Source organism: Thermosynechococcus sp. HN-54 (genome assembly GCF_023650955.1).
GTDB lineage: Bacteria > Cyanobacteriota > Cyanobacteriia > Thermosynechococcales > Thermosynechococcaceae > Thermosynechococcus.
Genome location: NZ_CP098039.1, coordinates 200,917 through 219,493, shown reverse-complemented (window position 1 = coordinate 219,493; position 18,577 = coordinate 200,917). Strand labels below are relative to the sequence as shown.

Sequence of the window (18,577 nt, the reverse complement as noted above, 5' to 3'; positions counted from 1 at the left end):
AGATACCTAGAATGGAAACGAGCTTTGCCCGTGGGCTGTCTCAAGTAAAAGCCGTGTTCTGAGTTTACCGATGACCTCTGTCCTCCTCAAATCCGTTGTTGAAAGTGACGAACGTACCGATCTGCGTCAGTTTTCACGCATTTTGCAATTGGGGGAAAAGCGCTATCTCCTGCGCAACGAGATTCTGACCGCGTTTGCCGATTACTGTCGGGACAACGATCGCTTGGTGCCTACGCCCTTAGAATCCCGCCTCAGCAAGCTGGTGTTTTACACCCAAGAGATCATTGTTGACAATGAAAGTCTCTGTTGGATCATTCGGCCACGCATTGCCCAGCAGGAGGTGTGTCGGCTGCTGGTGGAGGATTTGACGATTGTGCCAATGACGATTCCGGAGCTATTGGATCTGCGCGATCGCTTGGTCAACCGCTACCATCCCAACGAAGGGGATGTTTTTGAAATTGATGTCCAGCCCTTTTACGACTATTCCCCGATCATCCGCGATGCCAAGAATATCGGTAAGGGGGTGGAATTCCTCAATCGTTATCTATCTAGTAAACTCTTCCAAGATCCGCGGCAGTGGCAGCAAAATCTTTTTAACTTCCTGAAAATTCATCGCTACAACGGCTATCAACTGCTGCTAAACGATCGCATTCGTTCTCCTCAACAGCTGTCGGAACAAGTCAAACAAGCCCTCGTAGCACTGAGCGATCGCGCCCCCGACGAGGCCTACAGTGAGTTTCGCTTTGAACTGCAAAATCTCGGCTTTGAACCGGGTTGGGGCAATACCGCCGCACGGGTGCGGGAGACTCTAGAAATTCTCGATCAACTCCTCGACTCGCCGGATCACCAAGTACTAGAGGCCTTTGTCTCGCGGATTCCGATGCTCTTTCGCATTGCCCTGATTTCTCCCCACGGTTGGTTTGGCCAAGAGGGGGTGCTGGGGCGACCCGACACCGGTGGGCAGGTGGTCTATATCCTCGACCAAGTGAAAAACCTCGAAAAACAAATGCGGGAGGATTTAGAACTGGCGGGGTTGGGGGTACTGGAGGCACGGCCTAAAATTATTGTCCTGACTCGTCTGATTCCCAATGCCGAGGGCACACTGTGCAACCAACGCCTTGAGAAAATCTATGGCACCAACGATGCGTGGATCCTACGGGTGCCCTTCCGCGAATTTAATCCGAAGGTGACGCAAAACTGGATTTCTCGCTTTGAGATCTGGCCCTATTTGGAAACCTTTGCCATTGATGCAGAGCGGGAGTTGCGGGCAGAATTTGGCCATGTCCCTGATTTGATTATTGGTAATTATTCCGATGGCAATTTAGTGGCCTTTTTGCTGGCACGGCGCCTGAAGGTGACCCAGTGTAACATTGCCCATGCCTTGGAGAAATCGAAATACCTCTTTAGTAACCTCTACTGGCAGGATTTGGAGGACAAGTATCACTTCTCACTGCAATTTACGGCGGATCTGATTGCCATGAATGCCGCCAACTTTATCATCAGCAGTACCTACCAAGAGATTGTGGGGACGCCGGACAGTATTGGCCAGTATGAGTCCTACCAATCCTTCACCATGCCTGACCTTTACCATGTGGTGAATGGTATTGAACTCTTTAGCCCCAAATTTAATGTGGTGCCACCGGGAGTGAATGAACAGGTTTACTTTCCCTACTACCACTACACAGAGCGACTGGAGGGCGATCGCCAGCGGTTGGAGGAACTGCTCTTTACCCTTGAGGATCCGCAGCAAATTTATGGTTACCTAGAGGATCCGAACAAACGCCCTCTCTTTTCGATGGCACGGCTGGATCGGATTAAAAACCTCACAGGACTGGCAGAAGCTTTTGGCCGCAGTCAAGAACTCCAAGACCGCTGCAATTTGATTTTGGTGGCGGGTAAGTTGCGTGCCGAAGACTCTAGCGATCGCGAGGAAATTGCCGAAATTGAGAAGCTCTATCAAATTATTCACAAGTACAACCTCCATGGCAAAATTCGCTGGCTAGGGATTCGTTTGCCCAAGGCAGACTCCGGCGAAGTTTATCGCATTATTGCCGATCGCCAAGGGATGTTTGTCCAGCCGGCGTTGTTTGAAGCCTTTGGCCTGACGATTCTGGAAGCCATGATCAGTGGTCTGCCCACCTTTGGGACTCGTTTTGGTGGGCCTCTGGAAATTATCCAAGATGGGGTGAATGGCTTTTATATCAATCCCCCCCACTTAGAAGAAATGGCTGAAACCATTGTCCGCTTTTTAGACGCTTGCGATCGCGATCCCGAACAGTGGCAGCGGATTTCCAAAGCCGGTATTGAGCGGGTCTATAGCACCTACACTTGGAAAATTCACTGTACACGCCTGCTCTCCCTCGCCAAGATCTACGGCTTTTGGAACTTCTCTTCCCAAGAAAATCGCGAAGACATGATGCGCTACATGGAAGCCCTGTTCTACTTGCTCTATAAACCCCGTGCCCAAGCCCTATTGGCAGAGCACATGCAGCGGTGATACAGGATATGCCCATGGACTAAGGTGTTTGAGATATAGACTTAAAAAGCGCGGGGAAGAAGCTCACACGTAATGGTAATCGATCGCCCAGCGAGCCAATTCGGTGCGATTATGGCATCCCGTTTTCCCTAACATGTTACTAACGTGACTTTCCACTGTGCGCTGACTCACATGTAGCTCCGCCGCAATTTCACGGTTGGACATGCCACGGGCAACGTACCACAGAATTCGTGTTTCTGTGGGGGTGAGTTCGACACCGGGGGGCGGGGTGGGCACCGCAGGCGGTTGAAGTCCTTGAGTCTCTCGCAAGCGAGCCGTTTGTTTGAGGAGAGCTTGAATTTGAGCCAAGAGTTCGTCGGGTTCAAAGGGCTTGACAAGGTAGACATCACCCCCCGTTTGCAACCCCTTAATGCGATCGTGGGTTTGACCCTTCGCCGAGAGAAAGAGCACCGGTAACCAACTCAGGTGTGTCTGTTGTCGGACAGCACTGACAAAGCTATAGCCATCCATCTGGGGCATCATCACATCACAAATGATTAAATCTGGCGTCTGCTGCTGTAAGATAGCCAGCCCCTCATTGCCATGGGCTGCCGTCAGCACTCGGTACCCCTGCATCTCAAGGTAATCCTTCACCAAGAGCACAAGGTTAGGATCGTCATCTACTAGGAGAATGGTGGCATTTTGGGCAGGGGACGCCTCAAGGCTCATAGATCTAGAGAACTCAACAATACCAGTGGAAGGTTTTACAGAGAATCAGGTGCTCCTTTAGGATAGCTTATGATTCTTGGGGGGAAGTATTGGCAAGCTCTGGGGGCATCTCCTTGGGTGCTGTTGCAATCTGGGAACGTCCTGCGGCTTTAGCAGCATAGAGGGCATCATCGGCTATCTTCACCAGTTGCAGTAAGGTCTCCCCATGGTTGGGAAATTGACTAATACCGGCACTAAAACTCACCTTGAAGCTGTCGTGGTTGGGGGCATGGAAGGTATGGTTGCGCAATCGCTGTAAACAGATAGCAAGGCGGTGCTTGGCCACATCAAGGGAAATGCCATAGAGGGCAATTAAAAACTCCTCGCCTCCCCAGCGAGCCACCACGTCCTCCATCCGCAGGGACTGTCGCAACATTCGAGCGGTGGTCACCAGCACCTGATCACCGACATCGTGGCCATAGGTGTCATTGATGCGTTTGAAGTAATCTAAATCCAAAACGGCGATGCAGAGGGTTTGCTGTTGGCGGCTGGCAAGGGTTAGAAAGCGTTCAATATCTTCTGTGGCTTTACGACGATTGCTCAATCCCGTGAGGGGATCTACTTCTGCCAAGCGTTTCAGGAGGCGGGTACGCTCTAGGCGGTTAATGATCCGCGTCATCAGCTCAGGGCCAACAATTGGTTTATTGACGAAATCATCGGCACCCGCGGCAAAGAGTTGGGTAACGAGGGCGGGGTCAGTGGTCGCGGTGAGAAAGAGAATTGGCAGCTGGTTCCAGCGGGGATCATTGCGCACCACTTGGCAGAGTTCTAAGCCGTTAATACCGGGCATTTGGACATCAAGAATCACCAATTCAGGGTTGGTGGCCTCTAGGACATCCCAAAATTGATCGGGGTTCTGAAGGGCGGTGACATTCATCCCCCAAGGTTCCAAGAGTCGTTTCAAGATAGCCAACGTGACAGCATCGTCATCCACGGTCAGGATATTGGCAGAGGTGATCTCTTGCGGTTGCAACAACTGTTCGAGCGTTTGCAGGAGCCGCTCAACATCCACAGGCTTACTCAGGGTCATCCGCGAGCCAAGGCGAATGGCTGCTAGGCGATCGCGCCATGTGTCATGGGCGGTAAACACAAGGGCGGGGATGGGGGGACGATGTTGCCGCAACTGCTGTAAAAATTCGCGGGTAGTGACCTCATCGGGCATCACTTCAGGATTGAGAATGACGGCATTCGGCCAGCACTCTTGCAGGAAGGTATTGACTAGGGGCCAGCTATCCATGGCCACGTAGCGAAACCCTCCATCCGCAGAATGCTCCTCAAGGGAGTGGATTAACTCGGTGTCGTTGTCAATGTGGAGGACAAGGGGCAGTCCCGAATCAGTATTGTTCTCGGGTTGGGAGGTGGCGATCGCGCTCAGGAGTTGCTGGACAATTTCGAGGAGGGCGGCTGGCGAGCAAGGATAGTGGTAATAAATGACTTGGCTTTCCGGCTGAGTTGGCCAATCTTGTTGGGTGAGGATCAAAATCGGTTCTTGGAATCCAAGATCGCGCACCTGTTGGCAAAAGGCATCCGCTGCTGTGCCCAAATGGGACTCATCCACAATCAAGAGGTGATAGCGACTACTGGCCAATAATCCCCAGAGGTCTTCCGATCGGGCAACCACATCCACCCGATGATCGGCATTGGTCAGGATGGAGACCAACATTGCCGCCGTTGCCACATCGTCGTGATAAAGCAAAATGGCCATACCTGCCTGCCAATAGCCTATTGCTATTACCCTACTGCCTTGACAGGATTCTGCTCAAGTTCTTAGAGATACAGAGTACTACCGGAGGCTAGTTACATATCTTTACGTTTGTATCCTTATTAAATGCTACTAATTCTCAATAGTGATGCTATAGTATGCCTAGGCTTTATTGAGACTTATACTCAATAAGCTTGACATTGATGGCATGTTTTTATCAAAGGAGGAATGTATGGCGATCGCCAGTGAACCCTCAACTTCTAGGACTGGGTCACCCCCAACAGGTGCCGGCTTGCAAACCTACGGTCAGGCCAATGTCAAGTACGACTGGTGGGCGGGCAATGCTCGATTTGTGAACCTGTCCGGCCTATTCATTGCTGCCCATGTAGCCCAAGCAGCCCTAACTGTATTTTGGGCGGGTGCCTTTACGCTCTACGAAATTTCACAGTACAACCCCAATCTACCCATGGGTGAGCAAGGCTTGATTTTGCTGCCCCATCTGGCAACATTGGGATTCGGCATCGGTGAGGGGGGTAAAGTTGTAGATCTATACCCCTACTTTGTGATTGGGGCAGTGCATCTCATTTCCTCGGCAGTGCTCGGTGCGGGTGCCCTCTTCCACACATTTCGTGCTCCTCATGATCTCAGTACCGCCACAGGGCGGGCGCGGCGCTTCCATTTCCGCTGGGACGATCCGAAACAACTGGGGATTATTCTGGGGCATCATTTGCTCTTTTTGGGATTCGGTGCCCTGCTATTGGTACTCAAAGCAACAATCTGGGGTGGACTCTACGATACCAATTTGCAAACCGTACGCCTTGTTACTCAACCCACGTTGGATCCCTTTGTCATTTACGGCTACCAAACCCACTTTGCCACTATTGACAATCTGGAAGACCTCGTGGGCGGTCATATCTACGTCGCGATTTTGCTCATTGCAGGTGGCATTTGGCATATCCTTGTGCCGCCGCTGAACTGGGCACGGAAAGTGCTGATGTTTAATGCTGAAGCTATCCTTTCCTACTCCCTTGGCGGTATTGCCCTCGCGGGATTTGTGGCGGCCTATTTCTGTGCAGTCAATACCCTCGCCTATCCTGTAGAGTTTTACGGGCCACCCCTAGAAGTGAAACTGGGAATTGCCCCCTACTTTGCAGACACCATTGATCTGCCCCTTGGGCAGCATACTCCTCGTGCTTGGTTAGCCAATGCTCACTTCTTCCTTGCTTTTTTCTTCCTACAGGGGCATCTTTGGCACGCTCTACGAGCCATGGGCTTCAATTTCAAGGAATTAGAAAATTTTCTCAATCCAGCTGTTGAAAGCTAATCGCAATAGTTGTCCTGTTGAGCCATAGGTGCTGCCCTCGGTCAGAGCGATCGAGGGTTTTTTATGAATGCAGGCTTTCATTCTTTTGGGAACGTTTGGCACCCCTGAGCTGTCGCGCGATCGCTGGCGCAAAGAAAATCAAAAAAGCAATTTGAGCCGTGAAGACCCAGCCATAGTAGCGCAGGACAGGATGTAACTCCCACTGCGCCATAAAACCTAGACTCGCCACTGTCCATAGGAGAATGATGGTTGGTAGCAGCAGTTGGCGTTTTGGCCGAGCCATGATCAGGATTCGCCTTGGGGTTCGTTTTGCATCGCCTGCATGCGGGCTTTCGCTTTGGCCGCACTCTTTTTCAGGGCTTGCAGACGCAGTTCATAGCGTTTGCGCTGGCGGCGATTCGGGGCTTGCTCAATCAAGAACTTAAGGGCGCTGCCGAGACTTTTGTAGGCATTAGGGAGTTCATAACCAAAGCGGGTGGCGAGGGCGATCGCCCGCTCATCGGCAGCAATGGCTTCCTTGAGAACCTTTTCACCATTATTGCGCTGGTAAAGCCGCCAGCCCGAAAAGCCACACAGCCCAAGGGCGAGCAGCAGCAGTAGGCCATCTTGAACCCAGAGTTCCCCTACTGCACCCCCCAGACCAATGGCCAAGGCGGCCATCTCCCAGCCATCACGGGGAATGGTGTCATTTTGAATGCGGGCGACCTCATGCCAAAAGAGGAGATTGCGCTGATCCTTGGCCAATTGATCCCAACGGGCTAAATCAATTTGAATTTCCACCTCATCCTTGCCAATTTCCTCACAGGTAATCAGAGGAGGATTCACCCCACTGGCCGGTTCGATCGTCACCCAGCTTTGCAGCTCTGGTGGCAAGAGAGACTTGAGACGACGCAGCTCTGCTAAGTCAGAACGGGCAACTGAGGATGCAGCCGAGGTCATAGCACAAGAAAATCCAAGGGTATTTCTTACCTATCTTAACAGCTTAAGGCTAGTGAATCGGGATGACAGGATTTGAACCTGCGACCCCTTCGTCCCGAACGAAGTGCGCTACCAAGCTGCGCTACATCCCGACAACTTATCTAAGATAACACTTGCTAGGGTTTTCCTCAATCGCGATGGAGCAGTTGGGGCAAGAAAAAAATTTAGTCCAGTTTTAGTCCATAGTCTAAACTAGGGCAGTAAAAACCCTTTTTAGAAGCGAGTTTGAAAAATCTGCTCTATTGTGGCACCCACAATCGGTCAGAGAGAACCAGTCAGGTGGAGCCGTTTTCCAAGTGTTCGATGCCAACCGTTGTCTCTAGTGATGGCAACTGTAAACCTTGATGAAGACTCCATGACAAAATTCCTTCCTAGGAACGAGTAAGATGCGCTTCTTTGCGGTTCTCTTGCGATCCACGGCCAATGTTTCTACGGCAAAGCTAAAAGCAGCACGGCTTCAGCACGATAACCTACCGCAAACGACCTATGGCCAAGGAGAAAAGCATCCTCCCGCTCGAGGGCGGTCAGACTTTGAGATCACCGTAGATCGAGTGTTTGCCCTGATGCGTCTTGTTCATCTGCTTACAGCAGAACATTGTCCGCCGAGACAGCTCTACCGCACCAGAAAGGCTATCCTAGTCGCTCTCCTGCATCTGATTAGCAACGCTCGGCTCTTTCCCGACATGGAAGATCCAGAGGTTTAGTACACCGATTACTACGATTGAATCGTTGCTGCCAAAGCCCTAGGCATGGGCGATGACACGCTACCCCACTGGCCTGAGGAACCCAATGAGTTCAAACGCTACTTGCGCTACTTGGAAATCAAAAGCGTTGACCTCGCTCGTCTGTTTATTTGTTTCATTGAGGCGGAGATGACCCAAGCTCAGAAAAAGACCATCAAAACTTGGCTGACGACAAAACTCAGGCAACTTTTCAAACTGCCTCTATGAGATAAGGGTGGTTTCTAAACCCATAGGGACTTTCGTGGTTTTGAGCACGTTTGATCCCCGTGCCCTAACGCTGAGGTGATATTACAGCAGCTTTGCCCGTCCCTTCAGGCTAGTTTTTTATAATATCTCTTATGAGATTAAGTGTCTCATAAAAAGAATTATTGTAAGTCTAATTATCTCATTCAAGACGAACGCTACACCAAAACTTTCAAATAGCTCCAGCTCTCAGGATGATCGCAGACAGATTAAGATTTGCTAAAGTCGTAGTTTCATTGCAAAACCGTGCTATAAATTGAGAATTATCCGCAACAAGAAGCTTCCAAAGAATTATCAAATGCAATATGTCATCACCCTTGTGGTCCCCCTTTACCTATATCGCCGACCTCCATTCTCAAAGGCAGCGCTGGAGACGCAGCGTGTCTAACCTGATTTCCCTTGCTGAAGCTAAGGTGGGCGATCGCTATTGCCTTGTGAAATTAATGTGCAGCAATACTCAGCAACTGTTGGGGATGGGTCTGGCACCGGGGGCAATAATCAGTATCCTACATCGGAGCGATCGCGGGGCAGTCATGGTGGCTCTTGACTCAAAGCGGTTTTGCATTAACCATGAGCTAGCCCAAAGCATCTTCCTCAAGCTACTAGAACTACCAGTGGTGAACCTACGCACTGCCCCCATTGGGACTCGCCTACGCATTATTGGCTATGCCTCCACTGCCCCCAGCTACAAACGCAAATTATTAGCAATGGGCTTAACCCCTGGCACCGAAGTTGAGGTTGTCCGCCATGCCCCCTTGGGTGATCCCACAGAGATTAGGGTGCGAGGCTTTCATTTGAGCTTGCGTAAGGATGAAGCTGATGCTCTCAAAGTTCATCTGCTCTAGCAAAGGAGTGTGACGTGGCAGCAACAATTGCTCTGATTGGCAACCCAAATTGTGGCAAAACAACCATTTTCAATGGTCTTACAGGGGCAAATCAGCGGGTGGGAAACTGGCCAGGAGTTACTGTTGAGCGCAAGGAAGGCCGCTATCGCGATCGCGACCTCACTGTCCAAGTCGTGGATCTACCGGGGGTCTATGCCCTCGATGCTGAGGATAGCACTGGCTTAGACGAGCAAATTGCCCGCAAGTTTCTGTTGGCGGGGGAATATGACTTGGTAGTGAATATTCTGGATGCCGCTAACTTAGAGCGCAATTTTTACCTCACATCGCAGTTGCTTGATCTGGGAGTCCCCCTCATCCTTGTCCTCAACATGATGGATGTGGCTCGTGCCGCCAAAATCAAGATTGATATCAAGGCCTTGAGCCAGCGCTTAGGTCTTCCAGTTCTACCCTTTTGTGCCAAACAACAACAGCATTTTGCTCAACTGCGGCAAGCCATTCGCACAGGCTTGGAGGCGCCCCCCATCTCCCCTGCCAAAGTGCCCCAACCCGCTGTGATTGAAGAGGCTATTGCTGATTTGCTGACTCAAGGTGTCAAAGATCGGGCACAGGCCTTGGCTTGGCTGCAATATGTTGAATCAGTTCCCAATGATGTTGTCGCACCACTGCGCAAATGGCGAGAGCGAATTCACCGCACCCTAGGAGAAGACATTGACCTTCTGATTGCCGATAGTCGTTATCGCTGGATTCAGCAGTTGATGACTGGCGTTTTGGAACAGGGCGATCGCCTGACAGCAACAGTCTCTGATCGTATTGACCGCATTGTGCTCAACCGCTGGTTGGGAATTCCCATTTTCCTAGCCGTCATGTACTTGGTGTTTCTCATCTCAATTAACGTGGGGGGTGCCTTTATTGACTTTTTTGATATTGGTGTAGGAACGCTGGTCGTGGGTTGGCCGACACAGGTGCTGGAAACATTAAATGCCCCCGGTTGGCTCATTGGTCTTCTGGCAGAGGGTGTGGGGGGCGGTATCCAAACAACGGCAACATTTATTCCCCAAATTGGTTTGCTCTTTATCTTTCTCACGCTTCTTGAGGACTCCGGTTACTTGGCACGGGCAGCCTTTGTCATGGATCGGCTGATGCGCTGGCTGGGCTTACCCGGTAAGTCCTTTGTACCGATGATGGTCTCCTTTGGCTGCAATATCCCCGGCATTATGGCCACCCGCACACTGGAGAATCGGCGCGATCGCCTAATGACGATTCTGATGAATCCCTTTATGTCCTGTGGTGCCCGCCTACCGGTCTATGCCCTGTTTGTTGCTGCTTTCTTCCCCCACAACGGCCAAAATATCGTGTTTTTGCTTTATGTGTTGGGAATTGCAGCAGCCATCTTCACAGGGTTCCTGATGAAGTGCACCCTCTTTCAAGGAGAGATTGCCCCTTTTGTGATGGAATTGCCCCCGTACCATTTACCTACCTTCAGGGGGATACTCCTGCGGGCTTGGGAGCGGCTAAAAACCTTTATTAGTCGAGCGGGCAAGATGATTGTTGTCCTTGTGGTCATCCTCGGACTTCTCAACTCTGTCGGCACCGATGGTAGCTTTGGCCAAAAGGATAGTACTCAATCGATTTTGAGCGCCTTTAGTCGCCAAATCGCACCCATTTTTTCACCCATGGGGATTCAGTCTGAGAACTGGCCAGCAACCGTGGGACTCTTTACGGGGATCTTTGCCAAGGAGGTGATGGTGGGAACAATGGATGCCCTCTATACAGAGTTAGCTCGCCAAGAAGCTCAAAGCACTGAAGCTGGGGATACACCAGAAGAACCCTTTTCAGTTTTGGGGGGATTGAAGGAAGCAGTGCTCAGCATTCCCAAAAATCTCAGTGAGCTGGGGCAACGGGTGCTTGATCCTTTAGGGTTCCATGTGTTGCAAAAGGCGGATAACCCCGAAGCAGCGGCTGAAATTCAGAATGTGCACTACACGACCTTTGGCCAGATGGCACGGCGGTTCGGTACGCCCGCGGCGGCGATCGCCTTCCTACTCTTTGTTTTACTCTACTTCCCCTGTGTGTCGGCCACTGCCGCTGTCTATCGAGAAACCAATTTGGGCTGGACCATGTTTGTATCGGTTTGGACAACGGGATTGGCCTACTGGGTCGCCACTGCCTACTACCAACTCATGACATTTGCAGCGCATCCAATGTTCTCGCTGGTCTGGTTATTAGGCCTAGGGGCAGTGATGGGGGTGGTGATCATGGCCCTGAAGTATTGGGGCGATCGCCAGCGGGTTTCCTCGCCACAGGGGACATGATGATGCTCTTGCAACTACAGGACTATATTCAGAAGCACCACGTGGTTTCCTTGGAAGAATTGGTTGCCCATTTTCAGGTACCGCCAGCGATGATTGAACTGATCCTTAGCCAACTCATCCGAAAAGGACGTGTGAAAAAAATCATCCCTAGCCGCTGTGGAAGCTGTCATCAGTGCGGCTCCCACGCTCTTGTACTTTACGAATGGAGAATAAACAATGCTATCCCTAGCAATGACCAATCGGCTCAATGAACAAATCAACCTTGAGGTTTACTCGGCACATCTCTACTTGCAGATGAGTTCTTGGTGTGCCCACAAAGCCCTCGAGGGTTGTGCGGCGTTCCTCAGTCAACATGCTGATGAGGAAATGGCACACATGCGGCAGCTCTTGAACTACATGCATGAAACCGGTGCCTTGGCAATCCTAGGCGGTATGGAGGCTCCCCCCCACACATTTCAGTCCCTGAAGGAGATGTTCAGTAAAGTTTATGAGCATGAACAGTTTGTGACTCGCAAGATTAATGAGTTAGTACAGTTAGCGGATACGGAGCCTGACTATGCGACGTTGCAATTTTTGCAGTGGTATGTGGCCGAGCAGCATCAAGAAGAGTTTTTGTTCAAGAGTATCCTTGACAAAATTGAACTGATTGGCATACAGGGGCAAGGACTCTTCTTTATTGATCAGGAAATCGGCAAGCTAGCTCAAACCAAAGCAACCACTACAATGCAGTCAACACCCGCAGCCCAAAGAGAAAAGGGTGCCGCTTGAGAAAGTGTCATGTGTCGCTATAGGCATTCCCAAGGACTCAGCGTATCTTTTAGGTAGTGAGGAGTGATTCGCAAACAAAAGTCCTGGGGTCGAAACACGGCAAGACTCCCGGGGCTTTTTATTTGGGGCGAAAACCGCTACGTTAAAAAATATGCCCTTGCGAATTTCTGGCCAGCGATCGCTCAAAACGCTGCCGGGTCACAGCACCCGCCCCACGAGTGCCAAAGTCCGCCAAGCCATTTTCAATATCTGGCAGGGTCGCCTTCAGGGATGTCATTGGCTCGATTTGTGTGCCGGCACTGGTGCAATGGGAGCAGAAGCCCTGCTGCGTGGTGCCCAATGGGTGGTGGCGATCGAACAGTCTCCCCAAGCCTGTCAAGTCATCCGTCAAAACTGGTCAGCCCTTGCCCAACCCCACCAGCACACCTTGGTTTTGCGGGGGGATGTACGCCAGAAATTGCCCCAAGTCCCTGTGCCTCAGTTTGACTTTATCTACTTTGACCCCCCCTACAATAGTGACCTATATCTACCCGTTCTCCAGTTGCTTTGGCAGGAGGAGCGTCTCAGCCCTGAGGGGGAAATTGCTGTTGAGTGCCGCACAAAAAATCCACCAGATTTGGAGGCGATTCTAGCGATCGGTTGGCAGCAGCAACGCATTAAAACTTATGGCAGCACGACAGTACTCTTCTTGGCTTGTTGCAAAAATTGACATTCAAGGAGCGAACTTGATAGCAAAGAATACGGAAGATGATCACTCTCCTAGGCTATGGTAAGTAAAGTTTCCTCAGTACCCTTCAAAAGCTCCTACACATATTGCCCACCCCCGTGAAAAATCAACCAATACACCGTAAGCCTGTTGTCATCTGTGTGGATGATGAGCCAGCCGTACTTGAGAGCTTAAGGATTGAACTGCGGCGTGCTCTCGGAGAGGAGTGCATTGTGGAAACCGCAGAAGATGGTGCAGATGCCCTTGCCTTGATGAGTGAGCTACAGCAAGAGGAGTACGAGATTGCCTTGGTGCTCTTCGGCTACATCATGCCAAATATCAAGGGGGACGAACTCCTAGCACGGATGCACCAATTATGGCCACCATGCAGGCGATCGATGCTTGCAGCAGGTGGCAGAGGCTTTGCGGGAGGGGGTACGCCGTCCCCGTAATTTTGTTGCCCGCTATGGCGGTGAAGAGTTTGTGATCATCTTGCCGAATACAGACATTGGCGGTGCGGAGTTGGTGGCGCGGCAGTTGCAGGAGGTTATTCAAGGGAGATACATTGTCCATGAATATTCTTCAGTGGGCTGTTGTGTGAGTCTGAGCTTTGGGGTAGCAGTTCTGATTCCGAGGGGCAGTGATTCTCCTTTAGAGCTTTTTAATGCAGCGGATCAGGCGCTTTATGATGCCAAACGCCAAGGGCGCAACCGCGTTGTCGTCAAACCCATTGTGCAGTCTCCCACCGTCCCTCACTAGCTGTTCCTTTAAGGGAAGAATTTTATGCAAACTCGTCTCCTCGGCCGCACAGAAATTCAAATCACACCGCTGATTCTTGGCACTTGGCAAGCGGGCAAACGTTGGTGGGTCAGTATTGAAGATGAGGAGTCCATTCGCACGATTCGTACCGCTGTCGAAGCAGGGATGACCACCATTGATACGGCTGAGGTCTATGGGGATGGTCATTCAGAGCGGATTGTGGCTGCTGCTGTGGGCAACTTGCGCGATCGCTGTGTCTATGCGACGAAGGTCTTTGCCAATCACTTGCGCTACAAAGACGTGATTGCCGCCTGCGAGCGATCACTCCGCAACCTCAACACCGACTACATTGATCTCTACCAAATTCACTGGCCAGCCGGTTCCTTTGGCTCAGAAATCGTGCCCATTGCGGAAACCATGCAGGCAATGGTGGAGTTGAAAGTCGCCGGCAAAATCCGTGCCATTGGTGTCTCCAACTTCTCCCGTGCCCAACTGGCCGAAGCAATGCAGTACGGACGCATTGACAGTATCCAGCCCCCCTATTCCCTCTTTTGGCGCTGGGCAGAAACAGAATTAATTCCTTTTTGTATTGAGCATGAGATTACGGTTTTGGCCTACTCCTCCCTTGCCCAAGGGTTACTCACGGGTCGCTTTGGCCCCGGCCACCAGTTTGATCCTGAAGATAACCGTGCCAAAAACCAACTCTTTCAGGGGGAAACCTACGCCCGTGCCCTCGAAGCCATTGAGTTGATGAAACCCATTGCCACCAGCTTGGGCACAACGGTAGGGAATTTAGCCTTGGCGTGGCTACTCCATCAACCGCAAACCTGTGCCATTGTCGGTGCCCGCCATCCAGAGCAGGTGCTAGAAAATATCAAAGCGGCTGACCTCCACTTGGATGAGTCGATTTTGGCCATGCTCGATGAAATTAGCCAGCCGGTCATCGCCACCCTTGATCTGGAAAATCCAGTAATGTGGAAGTGGTAGTTCAGATTCACCAATGTCTTTATGGAACTCCTTGGTCTGGGTGCAATTGTTCTCTACTTCTTGATTGCCCTGCGCTTTTGGCAAGGGTTTCACCGCACCTACTACACACAATCGCGCTTTGTCCTCAGTGTGCTGTGGCTACCGCTGCTCATAAATAAGTCCTATCGGGAAAACTTTCGCCGCGCACTGCTGGGCTAGGTGAGGGGGGCGATTTGGCTGATTGGCGGCACCCATGAGAGTCGCTGGATTGCTGATTTAATCCTATGCCAAGGGTTTCCTTGCTGGGTGAGCGTAACCACACCAGCCGCCTCTGAGCTTTATGCAGCCCATCCCTTGCTCACGTGCCATGTGGAGCGCCTGACTCCTGACCGCGTCCGCCAGTTAATTCAGCAACACGCCATTCAAGGGATTGTGGATGCCTCCCACCCCTTTGCAGTTGACATTTCTGCCCTTGCCATTGAGATCAGTCAAGAACTGGGGCTGCCTTACCTGCGGTTTGAACGCCCAGATTTGCCCCAAGCAGCGGGTATCTATACAGATGTAGCGACGCTGCTGCAAGGTAAGCTCTTGGTGGGTGAGCGGGTGTTGTTAACCTTGGGGGTAAAACTGTTGGCGGCCTTTGCCCCTCTCCAGCGTCAAGCAACGCTCTTTGCACGGATTTTGCCCACAGTCACTGCCTTGGAAGCTGCCCTAGCGGCGGGGTTCGATCGCCAGCGCTTAATTGCCATTTTCCCACCCGTGTCCCTCGAGCTAGAGCGTGCCCTCTGGCAACAGTGGCAGATTACAACGGTGGTCACCAAGGCCTCAGGCACCGAGAGTGAGCAGATCAAGCAGACCCTTGCCCGTGAGCTGGGGGTGAAGCTGATTACGCTGCAACGCCCGCCTATGATTTATCCACGCCAAACGAGGGATCTCGCTGGTATCGAGGCCTTTTTACAGGAATTAGCCGGCTCTAGACAAAGCGATCAGTCACCGCCCCAAGGCTACTAGAAGACACCAATTTGGCATATTTGGCCAATACCCCACGGGTATAGCGGGGAGCAGGGGGCTGCCATTTAGCCCGCCGCGCCGCCAATTCTTCCTCACTGACATTCAGTTGCAGCAGCCGCTGGTGGGCATCAATGGTGATCGAGTCTCCCTCCTCCACAAGGGCGATTGTCCCACCCACCGCCGCCTCCGGAGCCACGTGACCCACGACCATGCCATAGGTCCCACCAGAGAAGCGACCATCGGTAATGAGGCCGACGCTATCCCCTAAACCGGCACCAATAATAGCAGAGGTGGGAGCCAGCATTTCCCGCATCCCCGGACCACCCACAGGGCCTTCATAGCGAATGACAATGACATCGCCGGGATTGATCTTGCCGGCAAGAATGGCATCAAGACAGGCTTCCTCGGAGTCAAAGACGCGAGCCGGCCCAGTAATTTGGGGATTTTTCACCCCGGAGATTTTGGCCACAGCCCCCTCACTGGCTAAATTGCCCTTGAGAATGGTCAGGTGACCCGTGGCATACAAGGGCTGATCGAAAGGACGAATCACATCTTGCTTGGGGTCAGGGGTATCGGGCACATCCCGCAGCCGCTCGGCAATGGTTTCCCCCGTAATTGTCAGGCAATCCCCGTGGAGCAAGCCGGCATTGAGGAGTATTTTCATCACTTGGGGAATACCCCCTGCCTGATGTAGATCGGCGGTGACGTATTTACCGGAGGGCTTGAGGTCGCAGAGAACGGGCACCCGTTGGCGAATGGTTTCAAAGTCATCAATGGTGAGAGGTACCTCGGCACTGTGGGCGATCGCCAGAAAGTGCAGCACGGCATTCGTCGAGCCACCGATCGCCATAATCACACTGAGGGCATTTTCAATGGATTTGCGGGTGATAATATCGCGCGGTCGAATATTCTTGCGAATCGCCTCCACCAGCACCTTGCCCGCTAGCTCTGTATTGTCAGCCTTTTCAGCATCCTCTGCCGTCATTGTTGAGGAGTACATCAGGCTCATGCCCATGGCTTCAAAAGCTGAGGACATGGTGTTTGCGGTAAACATGCCACCACAGGAACCCGCCCCCGGACAAGCATGGTGCTCGATGGCATGGAGCGTCGCCTCATCCATTTTGCCGGCACTAAACTGACCCACCGCTTCAAAGGCGCTAACAACCGTAAGGTCTTGACCCTGCCAATGACCAGGCTTAATCGTGCCCCCATAGACAAAAATGGCGGGAATGTTCATCCGTGCCATGGCAATCATCGCGCCGGGCATATTTTTGTCGCAGCCACCGATCGCCAGCACCCCATCCATACTTTGGGCATTACAGGCGGTCTCAATCGAATCAGCAATCACATCCCGCGAGACCAAGGAGTATTTCATCCCCTCCGTGCCCATGGAAATCCCATCGCTGACCGTAATTGTGCCAAACAACTGCGGCATCCCCCCCGCTGCCCGAATGCCTGCTTCGGCGCGACTGGCAAGGGCGGCAATCCCCATATTGCAAGGGGTAATCGTACTGTGGGCACTGGCCACCCCAACAATGGGCTTGTTGAAATCCTCATCCCTAAAGCCAACGGCTCGCAACATCGCACGGTTGGGGGTGCGTTGAATGCCTTCTGTGATGATGCGACTGCGCCAGTTTTCTGCCATAGTGTTCTCGCGATCGGCCTAAACGTCAATAAAGCATTCTTCTATTTTCCCTCACCCGTGGGCGATCGCTCTAGAGGCCAAGCCAAATAAAACCCTAAAGCAGCAAACAAGCCTAGACCAGAAAGATACTTCACACTGTTGGGAATTAACGGATTGGGCGACCAAAACCCCTCAATAATACCCGCAATCACCAAGAGCGGGACAATCCCAAACATCAGTTGCGCGGCTAAGGCACCATTGCGTTTCAAAGCCCTAAAGCGGGGGTATCGCCCCGGCAAGAGAATCGCCTGCCCCAGCAATAGACCCGCAGCACCGGCTAGAAAAATGGCGGGCAACTCCAAAGCACCATGGGGACTGACAAAGGCCCAAAAGGGATACTCTAGGTTGTTTTGCGCCACAAGGGCAGCGATTGCTCCGATGTGCAGACCGTTGTTCCAGAGGATATAAAGCGTTCCTAGTCCCCCAAGAATGCCTCCCGCTAACATTGCAAAGGCAACACTCAGGTTATTGGTCATAATGGCACTAGAGGCCAAGGGTTCAACCCCCACGATCGATCCCATCCATAGCTTGCCCTCCTCTTCCACAAGGGAAAGGATGTCTGCGGGCACCAGCAGTTCCAAAAACGGGCGATCGCGCCAAGCATACCACCAAGCAATCGCAGCCGCCACCAGAAACACCCCCAAAGCAAAGGCCGTATAGACCCATGTTTGCTGGACAACTGCCGGGAAACCCCCCTGGAAAAACCACCAGACCTTGCGCCAATCTTGGGAGCGCTGACCCTGATAGACTTGGCTGTAGCTCCGCAAGGTGAGACCCTGCAAATAGTTGACGATGCTGCTGCCCAAGCGGCGCGTTTTTGCCCGTGCTAAATCGGCACTGACAAGGCGGTACAACTGACTGAGGCGGCAAATTTCAGCGGCGGATAACCTCTGAATCCCCTCCGTCTCCGCACGGTTGAGGAGTTGCTCCAGCTCTAGCCATTGTGGCTCTTGGCGGATCAGCCAGCGTTCAACATTCATGCTGATGGGATTCCTCTTGAATCGCCCCCAAAAAGGACTCTAGGCGTTTGCGGGGAATATAGGGCCAGCCGCCATTGGTTTCAATATCCCGCAGGAGTTTATACAGAGCTTGGCGGTTGGTGGGCAAAGCCGCCTGAAACCGATTGTCACAAATTTCGCGATGCAATTGCTCCAAAAGCCGCAGCAGGGCTAAAAGAGCATGAACATCTCCATTCGCTTGGGCAGCCGCCATACGAATGCGTTCGGCGAGGGCGTTGAGGTCGGTTGTGCTTAAGGAGGATGGCGAGGAAATCATCTTTATCTATAAAGCTT

21 protein-coding genes and 1 tRNA gene are annotated in these 18,577 nt (G+C 52.1%); 14 read left to right on the top strand and 8 right to left on the bottom strand.

The features are described from left to right. Positions 1 to 70: 70 nt before the first annotated feature. Positions 71 to 2,497, top strand: a complete 2,427-nt coding sequence (locus NBE99_RS01065; protein WP_250682676.1) for a sucrose synthase — start codon at positions 71 to 73, stop codon at positions 2,495 to 2,497. Between the two features lie 63 nt (positions 2,498 to 2,560). Here NBE99_RS01065 and NBE99_RS01060 read toward each other — a convergent pair whose 3' ends face one another. Then, positions 2,561 to 3,205, bottom strand: a complete 645-nt coding sequence (locus tag NBE99_RS01060; RefSeq protein WP_250682675.1) for a response regulator transcription factor — start codon at positions 3,203 to 3,205, stop codon at positions 2,561 to 2,563. Between the two features lie 67 nt (positions 3,206 to 3,272). Beyond that, on the bottom strand, positions 3,273 to 4,949 hold the full coding sequence (locus NBE99_RS01055; RefSeq protein WP_250682674.1) for a diguanylate cyclase: 1,677 nt from the start codon (positions 4,947 to 4,949) through the stop codon (positions 3,273 to 3,275). A gap of 289 nt (positions 4,950 to 5,238) precedes the next feature. On the opposite strand from NBE99_RS01055, the gene NBE99_RS01050 reads away from it, so the two are divergent. Further along, complete coding sequence (locus NBE99_RS01050; RefSeq protein ID WP_250683669.1) at positions 5,239 to 6,270, top strand: chlorophyll a/b binding light-harvesting protein; 1,032 nt, start codon at positions 5,239 to 5,241, stop codon at positions 6,268 to 6,270. A 61-nt stretch (positions 6,271 to 6,331) separates the two neighbouring features. Here the strand turns inward: NBE99_RS01050 and NBE99_RS01045 are convergent, their stop codons facing one another. The 3 genes from NBE99_RS01045 to NBE99_RS01035 all read right to left on the bottom strand — a co-directional run bounded on the left by NBE99_RS01045 (position 6,332) and on the right by NBE99_RS01035 (position 7,340). After that, positions 6,332 to 6,553 (bottom strand): hypothetical protein, encoded by a 222-nt coding sequence (locus NBE99_RS01045; RefSeq protein WP_250682673.1) that lies wholly within the window; start codon positions 6,551 to 6,553, stop codon positions 6,332 to 6,334. A gap of 2 nt (positions 6,554 to 6,555) precedes the next feature. Continuing rightward, positions 6,556 to 7,209, bottom strand: coding sequence for a DUF3318 domain-containing protein (locus NBE99_RS01040; protein WP_250682672.1), 654 nt, complete (start codon positions 7,207 to 7,209; stop codon positions 6,556 to 6,558). Positions 7,210 to 7,266: 57 nt separating this feature from the next. Then, positions 7,267 to 7,340 (bottom strand) — tRNA-Pro (locus tag NBE99_RS01035). 294 nt (positions 7,341 to 7,634) lie between these two features. On the opposite strand from NBE99_RS01035, the gene NBE99_RS01030 reads away from it, so the two are divergent. The 12 genes from NBE99_RS01030 (at position 7,635) to NBE99_RS00980 (ending at position 15,601) form a co-directional block, all read left to right on the top strand. Then, the gene (locus NBE99_RS01030; RefSeq protein WP_250682671.1) at positions 7,635 to 7,952 is read left to right on the top strand and encodes a hypothetical protein; all 318 of its coding nucleotides are present in this window, start codon (positions 7,635 to 7,637) and stop codon (positions 7,950 to 7,952) included. 45 nt (positions 7,953 to 7,997) lie between these two features. Beyond that, the gene (locus tag NBE99_RS01025) at positions 7,998 to 8,198 is read left to right on the top strand and encodes a hypothetical protein (protein WP_250682670.1); all 201 of its coding nucleotides are present in this window, start codon (positions 7,998 to 8,000) and stop codon (positions 8,196 to 8,198) included. A 416-nt stretch (positions 8,199 to 8,614) separates the two neighbouring features. After that, positions 8,615 to 9,079 (top strand): ferrous iron transport protein A, encoded by a 465-nt coding sequence (locus tag NBE99_RS01020; RefSeq protein WP_250682669.1) that lies wholly within the window; start codon positions 8,615 to 8,617, stop codon positions 9,077 to 9,079. Positions 9,080 to 9,093: 14 nt separating this feature from the next. Continuing rightward, positions 9,094 to 11,391, top strand: coding sequence for a Fe(2+) transporter permease subunit FeoB (gene feoB / locus NBE99_RS01015; RefSeq protein WP_250682668.1), 2,298 nt, complete (start codon positions 9,094 to 9,096; stop codon positions 11,389 to 11,391). Then, positions 11,388 to 11,642, top strand: coding sequence for a FeoC-like transcriptional regulator (locus NBE99_RS13395; protein ID WP_399370709.1), 255 nt, complete (start codon positions 11,388 to 11,390; stop codon positions 11,640 to 11,642). Before feoB ends, NBE99_RS13395 begins: the two co-directional genes overlap by 4 nt. Then, positions 11,608 to 12,159: a non-heme ferritin gene (gene ftnA / locus NBE99_RS01010; protein WP_250682667.1), complete on the top strand. Its 552-nt coding sequence runs from the start codon at positions 11,608 to 11,610 to the stop codon at positions 12,157 to 12,159. Before NBE99_RS13395 ends, ftnA begins: the two co-directional genes overlap by 35 nt. A 151-nt stretch (positions 12,160 to 12,310) precedes the next feature. Continuing rightward, positions 12,311 to 12,868 (top strand): 16S rRNA (guanine(966)-N(2))-methyltransferase RsmD, encoded by a 558-nt coding sequence (gene rsmD / locus NBE99_RS01005; RefSeq protein WP_250682666.1) that lies wholly within the window; start codon positions 12,311 to 12,313, stop codon positions 12,866 to 12,868. A gap of 116 nt (positions 12,869 to 12,984) precedes the next feature. Continuing rightward, the gene (locus NBE99_RS01000) at positions 12,985 to 13,317 is read left to right on the top strand and encodes a response regulator (protein ID WP_250682665.1); all 333 of its coding nucleotides are present in this window, start codon (positions 12,985 to 12,987) and stop codon (positions 13,315 to 13,317) included. Next, entirely contained in the window at positions 13,277 to 13,624 is a 348-nt protein-coding gene (locus NBE99_RS00995; protein WP_250683668.1) for a GGDEF domain-containing protein, read from the top strand. The genes NBE99_RS01000 and NBE99_RS00995 overlap by 41 nt, the downstream gene beginning before the upstream one ends. Positions 13,625 to 13,648: 24 nt before the next feature. Further along, the gene (locus tag NBE99_RS00990; protein WP_250682664.1) at positions 13,649 to 14,611 is read left to right on the top strand and encodes an aldo/keto reductase; all 963 of its coding nucleotides are present in this window, start codon (positions 13,649 to 13,651) and stop codon (positions 14,609 to 14,611) included. 21 nt (positions 14,612 to 14,632) lie between these two features. Continuing rightward, positions 14,633 to 14,809, top strand: coding sequence for a hypothetical protein (locus NBE99_RS00985; RefSeq protein ID WP_250682663.1), 177 nt, complete (start codon positions 14,633 to 14,635; stop codon positions 14,807 to 14,809). After that, the gene (locus tag NBE99_RS00980) at positions 14,810 to 15,601 is read left to right on the top strand and encodes a cobalt-precorrin-6A reductase (protein ID WP_250682662.1); all 792 of its coding nucleotides are present in this window, start codon (positions 14,810 to 14,812) and stop codon (positions 15,599 to 15,601) included. On the opposite strand, the gene ilvD is transcribed toward NBE99_RS00980, so the two are convergent. From ilvD to NBE99_RS00965, 3 genes are read right to left on the bottom strand one after another with little or no spacing between them, the layout of a single operon-like run. Beyond that, entirely contained in the window at positions 15,564 to 17,246 is a 1,683-nt protein-coding gene (ilvD, locus tag NBE99_RS00975) for a dihydroxy-acid dehydratase (RefSeq protein ID WP_250682661.1), read from the bottom strand. The genes NBE99_RS00980 and ilvD overlap by 38 nt on opposite strands. Before the next feature lie 41 nt (positions 17,247 to 17,287). Continuing rightward, entirely contained in the window at positions 17,288 to 18,265 is a 978-nt protein-coding gene (locus NBE99_RS00970; protein ID WP_250682660.1) for a stage II sporulation protein M, read from the bottom strand. Beyond that, positions 18,255 to 18,560, bottom strand: coding sequence for a hypothetical protein (locus NBE99_RS00965; protein WP_250682659.1), 306 nt, complete (start codon positions 18,558 to 18,560; stop codon positions 18,255 to 18,257). Before NBE99_RS00965 ends, NBE99_RS00970 begins: the two co-directional genes overlap by 11 nt. Positions 18,561 to 18,577: the final 17 nt, after the last annotated feature.

Excerpts from the sequence above, each read along its gene's own strand:
- NBE99_RS01065 (WP_250682676.1), top strand. The coding sequence starts at position 71 with ATGACCTCTGTCCTCCTCAAATCCGTTGTTGAAAGTGACGAACGTACC.
- NBE99_RS01060 (WP_250682675.1), bottom strand. The coding sequence starts at position 3,205 with ATGAGCCTTGAGGCGTCCCCTGCCCAAAATGCCACCATTCTCCTAGTA.
- NBE99_RS01055 (WP_250682674.1), bottom strand. The coding sequence starts at position 4,949 with ATGGCCATTTTGCTTTATCACGACGATGTGGCAACGGCGGCAATGTTG.
- NBE99_RS01045 (WP_250682673.1), bottom strand. The coding sequence starts at position 6,553 with ATGGCTCGGCCAAAACGCCAACTGCTGCTACCAACCATCATTCTCCTA.
- NBE99_RS01040 (WP_250682672.1), bottom strand. The coding sequence starts at position 7,209 with ATGACCTCGGCTGCATCCTCAGTTGCCCGTTCTGACTTAGCAGAGCTG.
- NBE99_RS01030 (WP_250682671.1), top strand. The coding sequence starts at position 7,635 with ATGCGCTTCTTTGCGGTTCTCTTGCGATCCACGGCCAATGTTTCTACG.
- NBE99_RS01025 (WP_250682670.1), top strand. The coding sequence starts at position 7,998 with ATGGGCGATGACACGCTACCCCACTGGCCTGAGGAACCCAATGAGTTC.
- NBE99_RS13395 (WP_399370709.1), top strand. The coding sequence starts at position 11,388 with ATGATGATGCTCTTGCAACTACAGGACTATATTCAGAAGCACCACGTG.
- ftnA (WP_250682667.1), top strand. The coding sequence starts at position 11,608 with ATGCTATCCCTAGCAATGACCAATCGGCTCAATGAACAAATCAACCTT.
- rsmD (WP_250682666.1), top strand. The coding sequence starts at position 12,311 with ATGCCCTTGCGAATTTCTGGCCAGCGATCGCTCAAAACGCTGCCGGGT.
- NBE99_RS00990 (WP_250682664.1), top strand. The coding sequence starts at position 13,649 with ATGCAAACTCGTCTCCTCGGCCGCACAGAAATTCAAATCACACCGCTG.
- NBE99_RS00985 (WP_250682663.1), top strand. The coding sequence starts at position 14,633 with ATGGAACTCCTTGGTCTGGGTGCAATTGTTCTCTACTTCTTGATTGCC.
- ilvD (WP_250682661.1), bottom strand. The coding sequence starts at position 17,246 with ATGGCAGAAAACTGGCGCAGTCGCATCATCACAGAAGGCATTCAACGC.
- NBE99_RS00970 (WP_250682660.1), bottom strand. The coding sequence starts at position 18,265 with ATGAATGTTGAACGCTGGCTGATCCGCCAAGAGCCACAATGGCTAGAG.
- NBE99_RS00965 (WP_250682659.1), bottom strand. The coding sequence starts at position 18,560 with ATGATTTCCTCGCCATCCTCCTTAAGCACAACCGACCTCAACGCCCTC.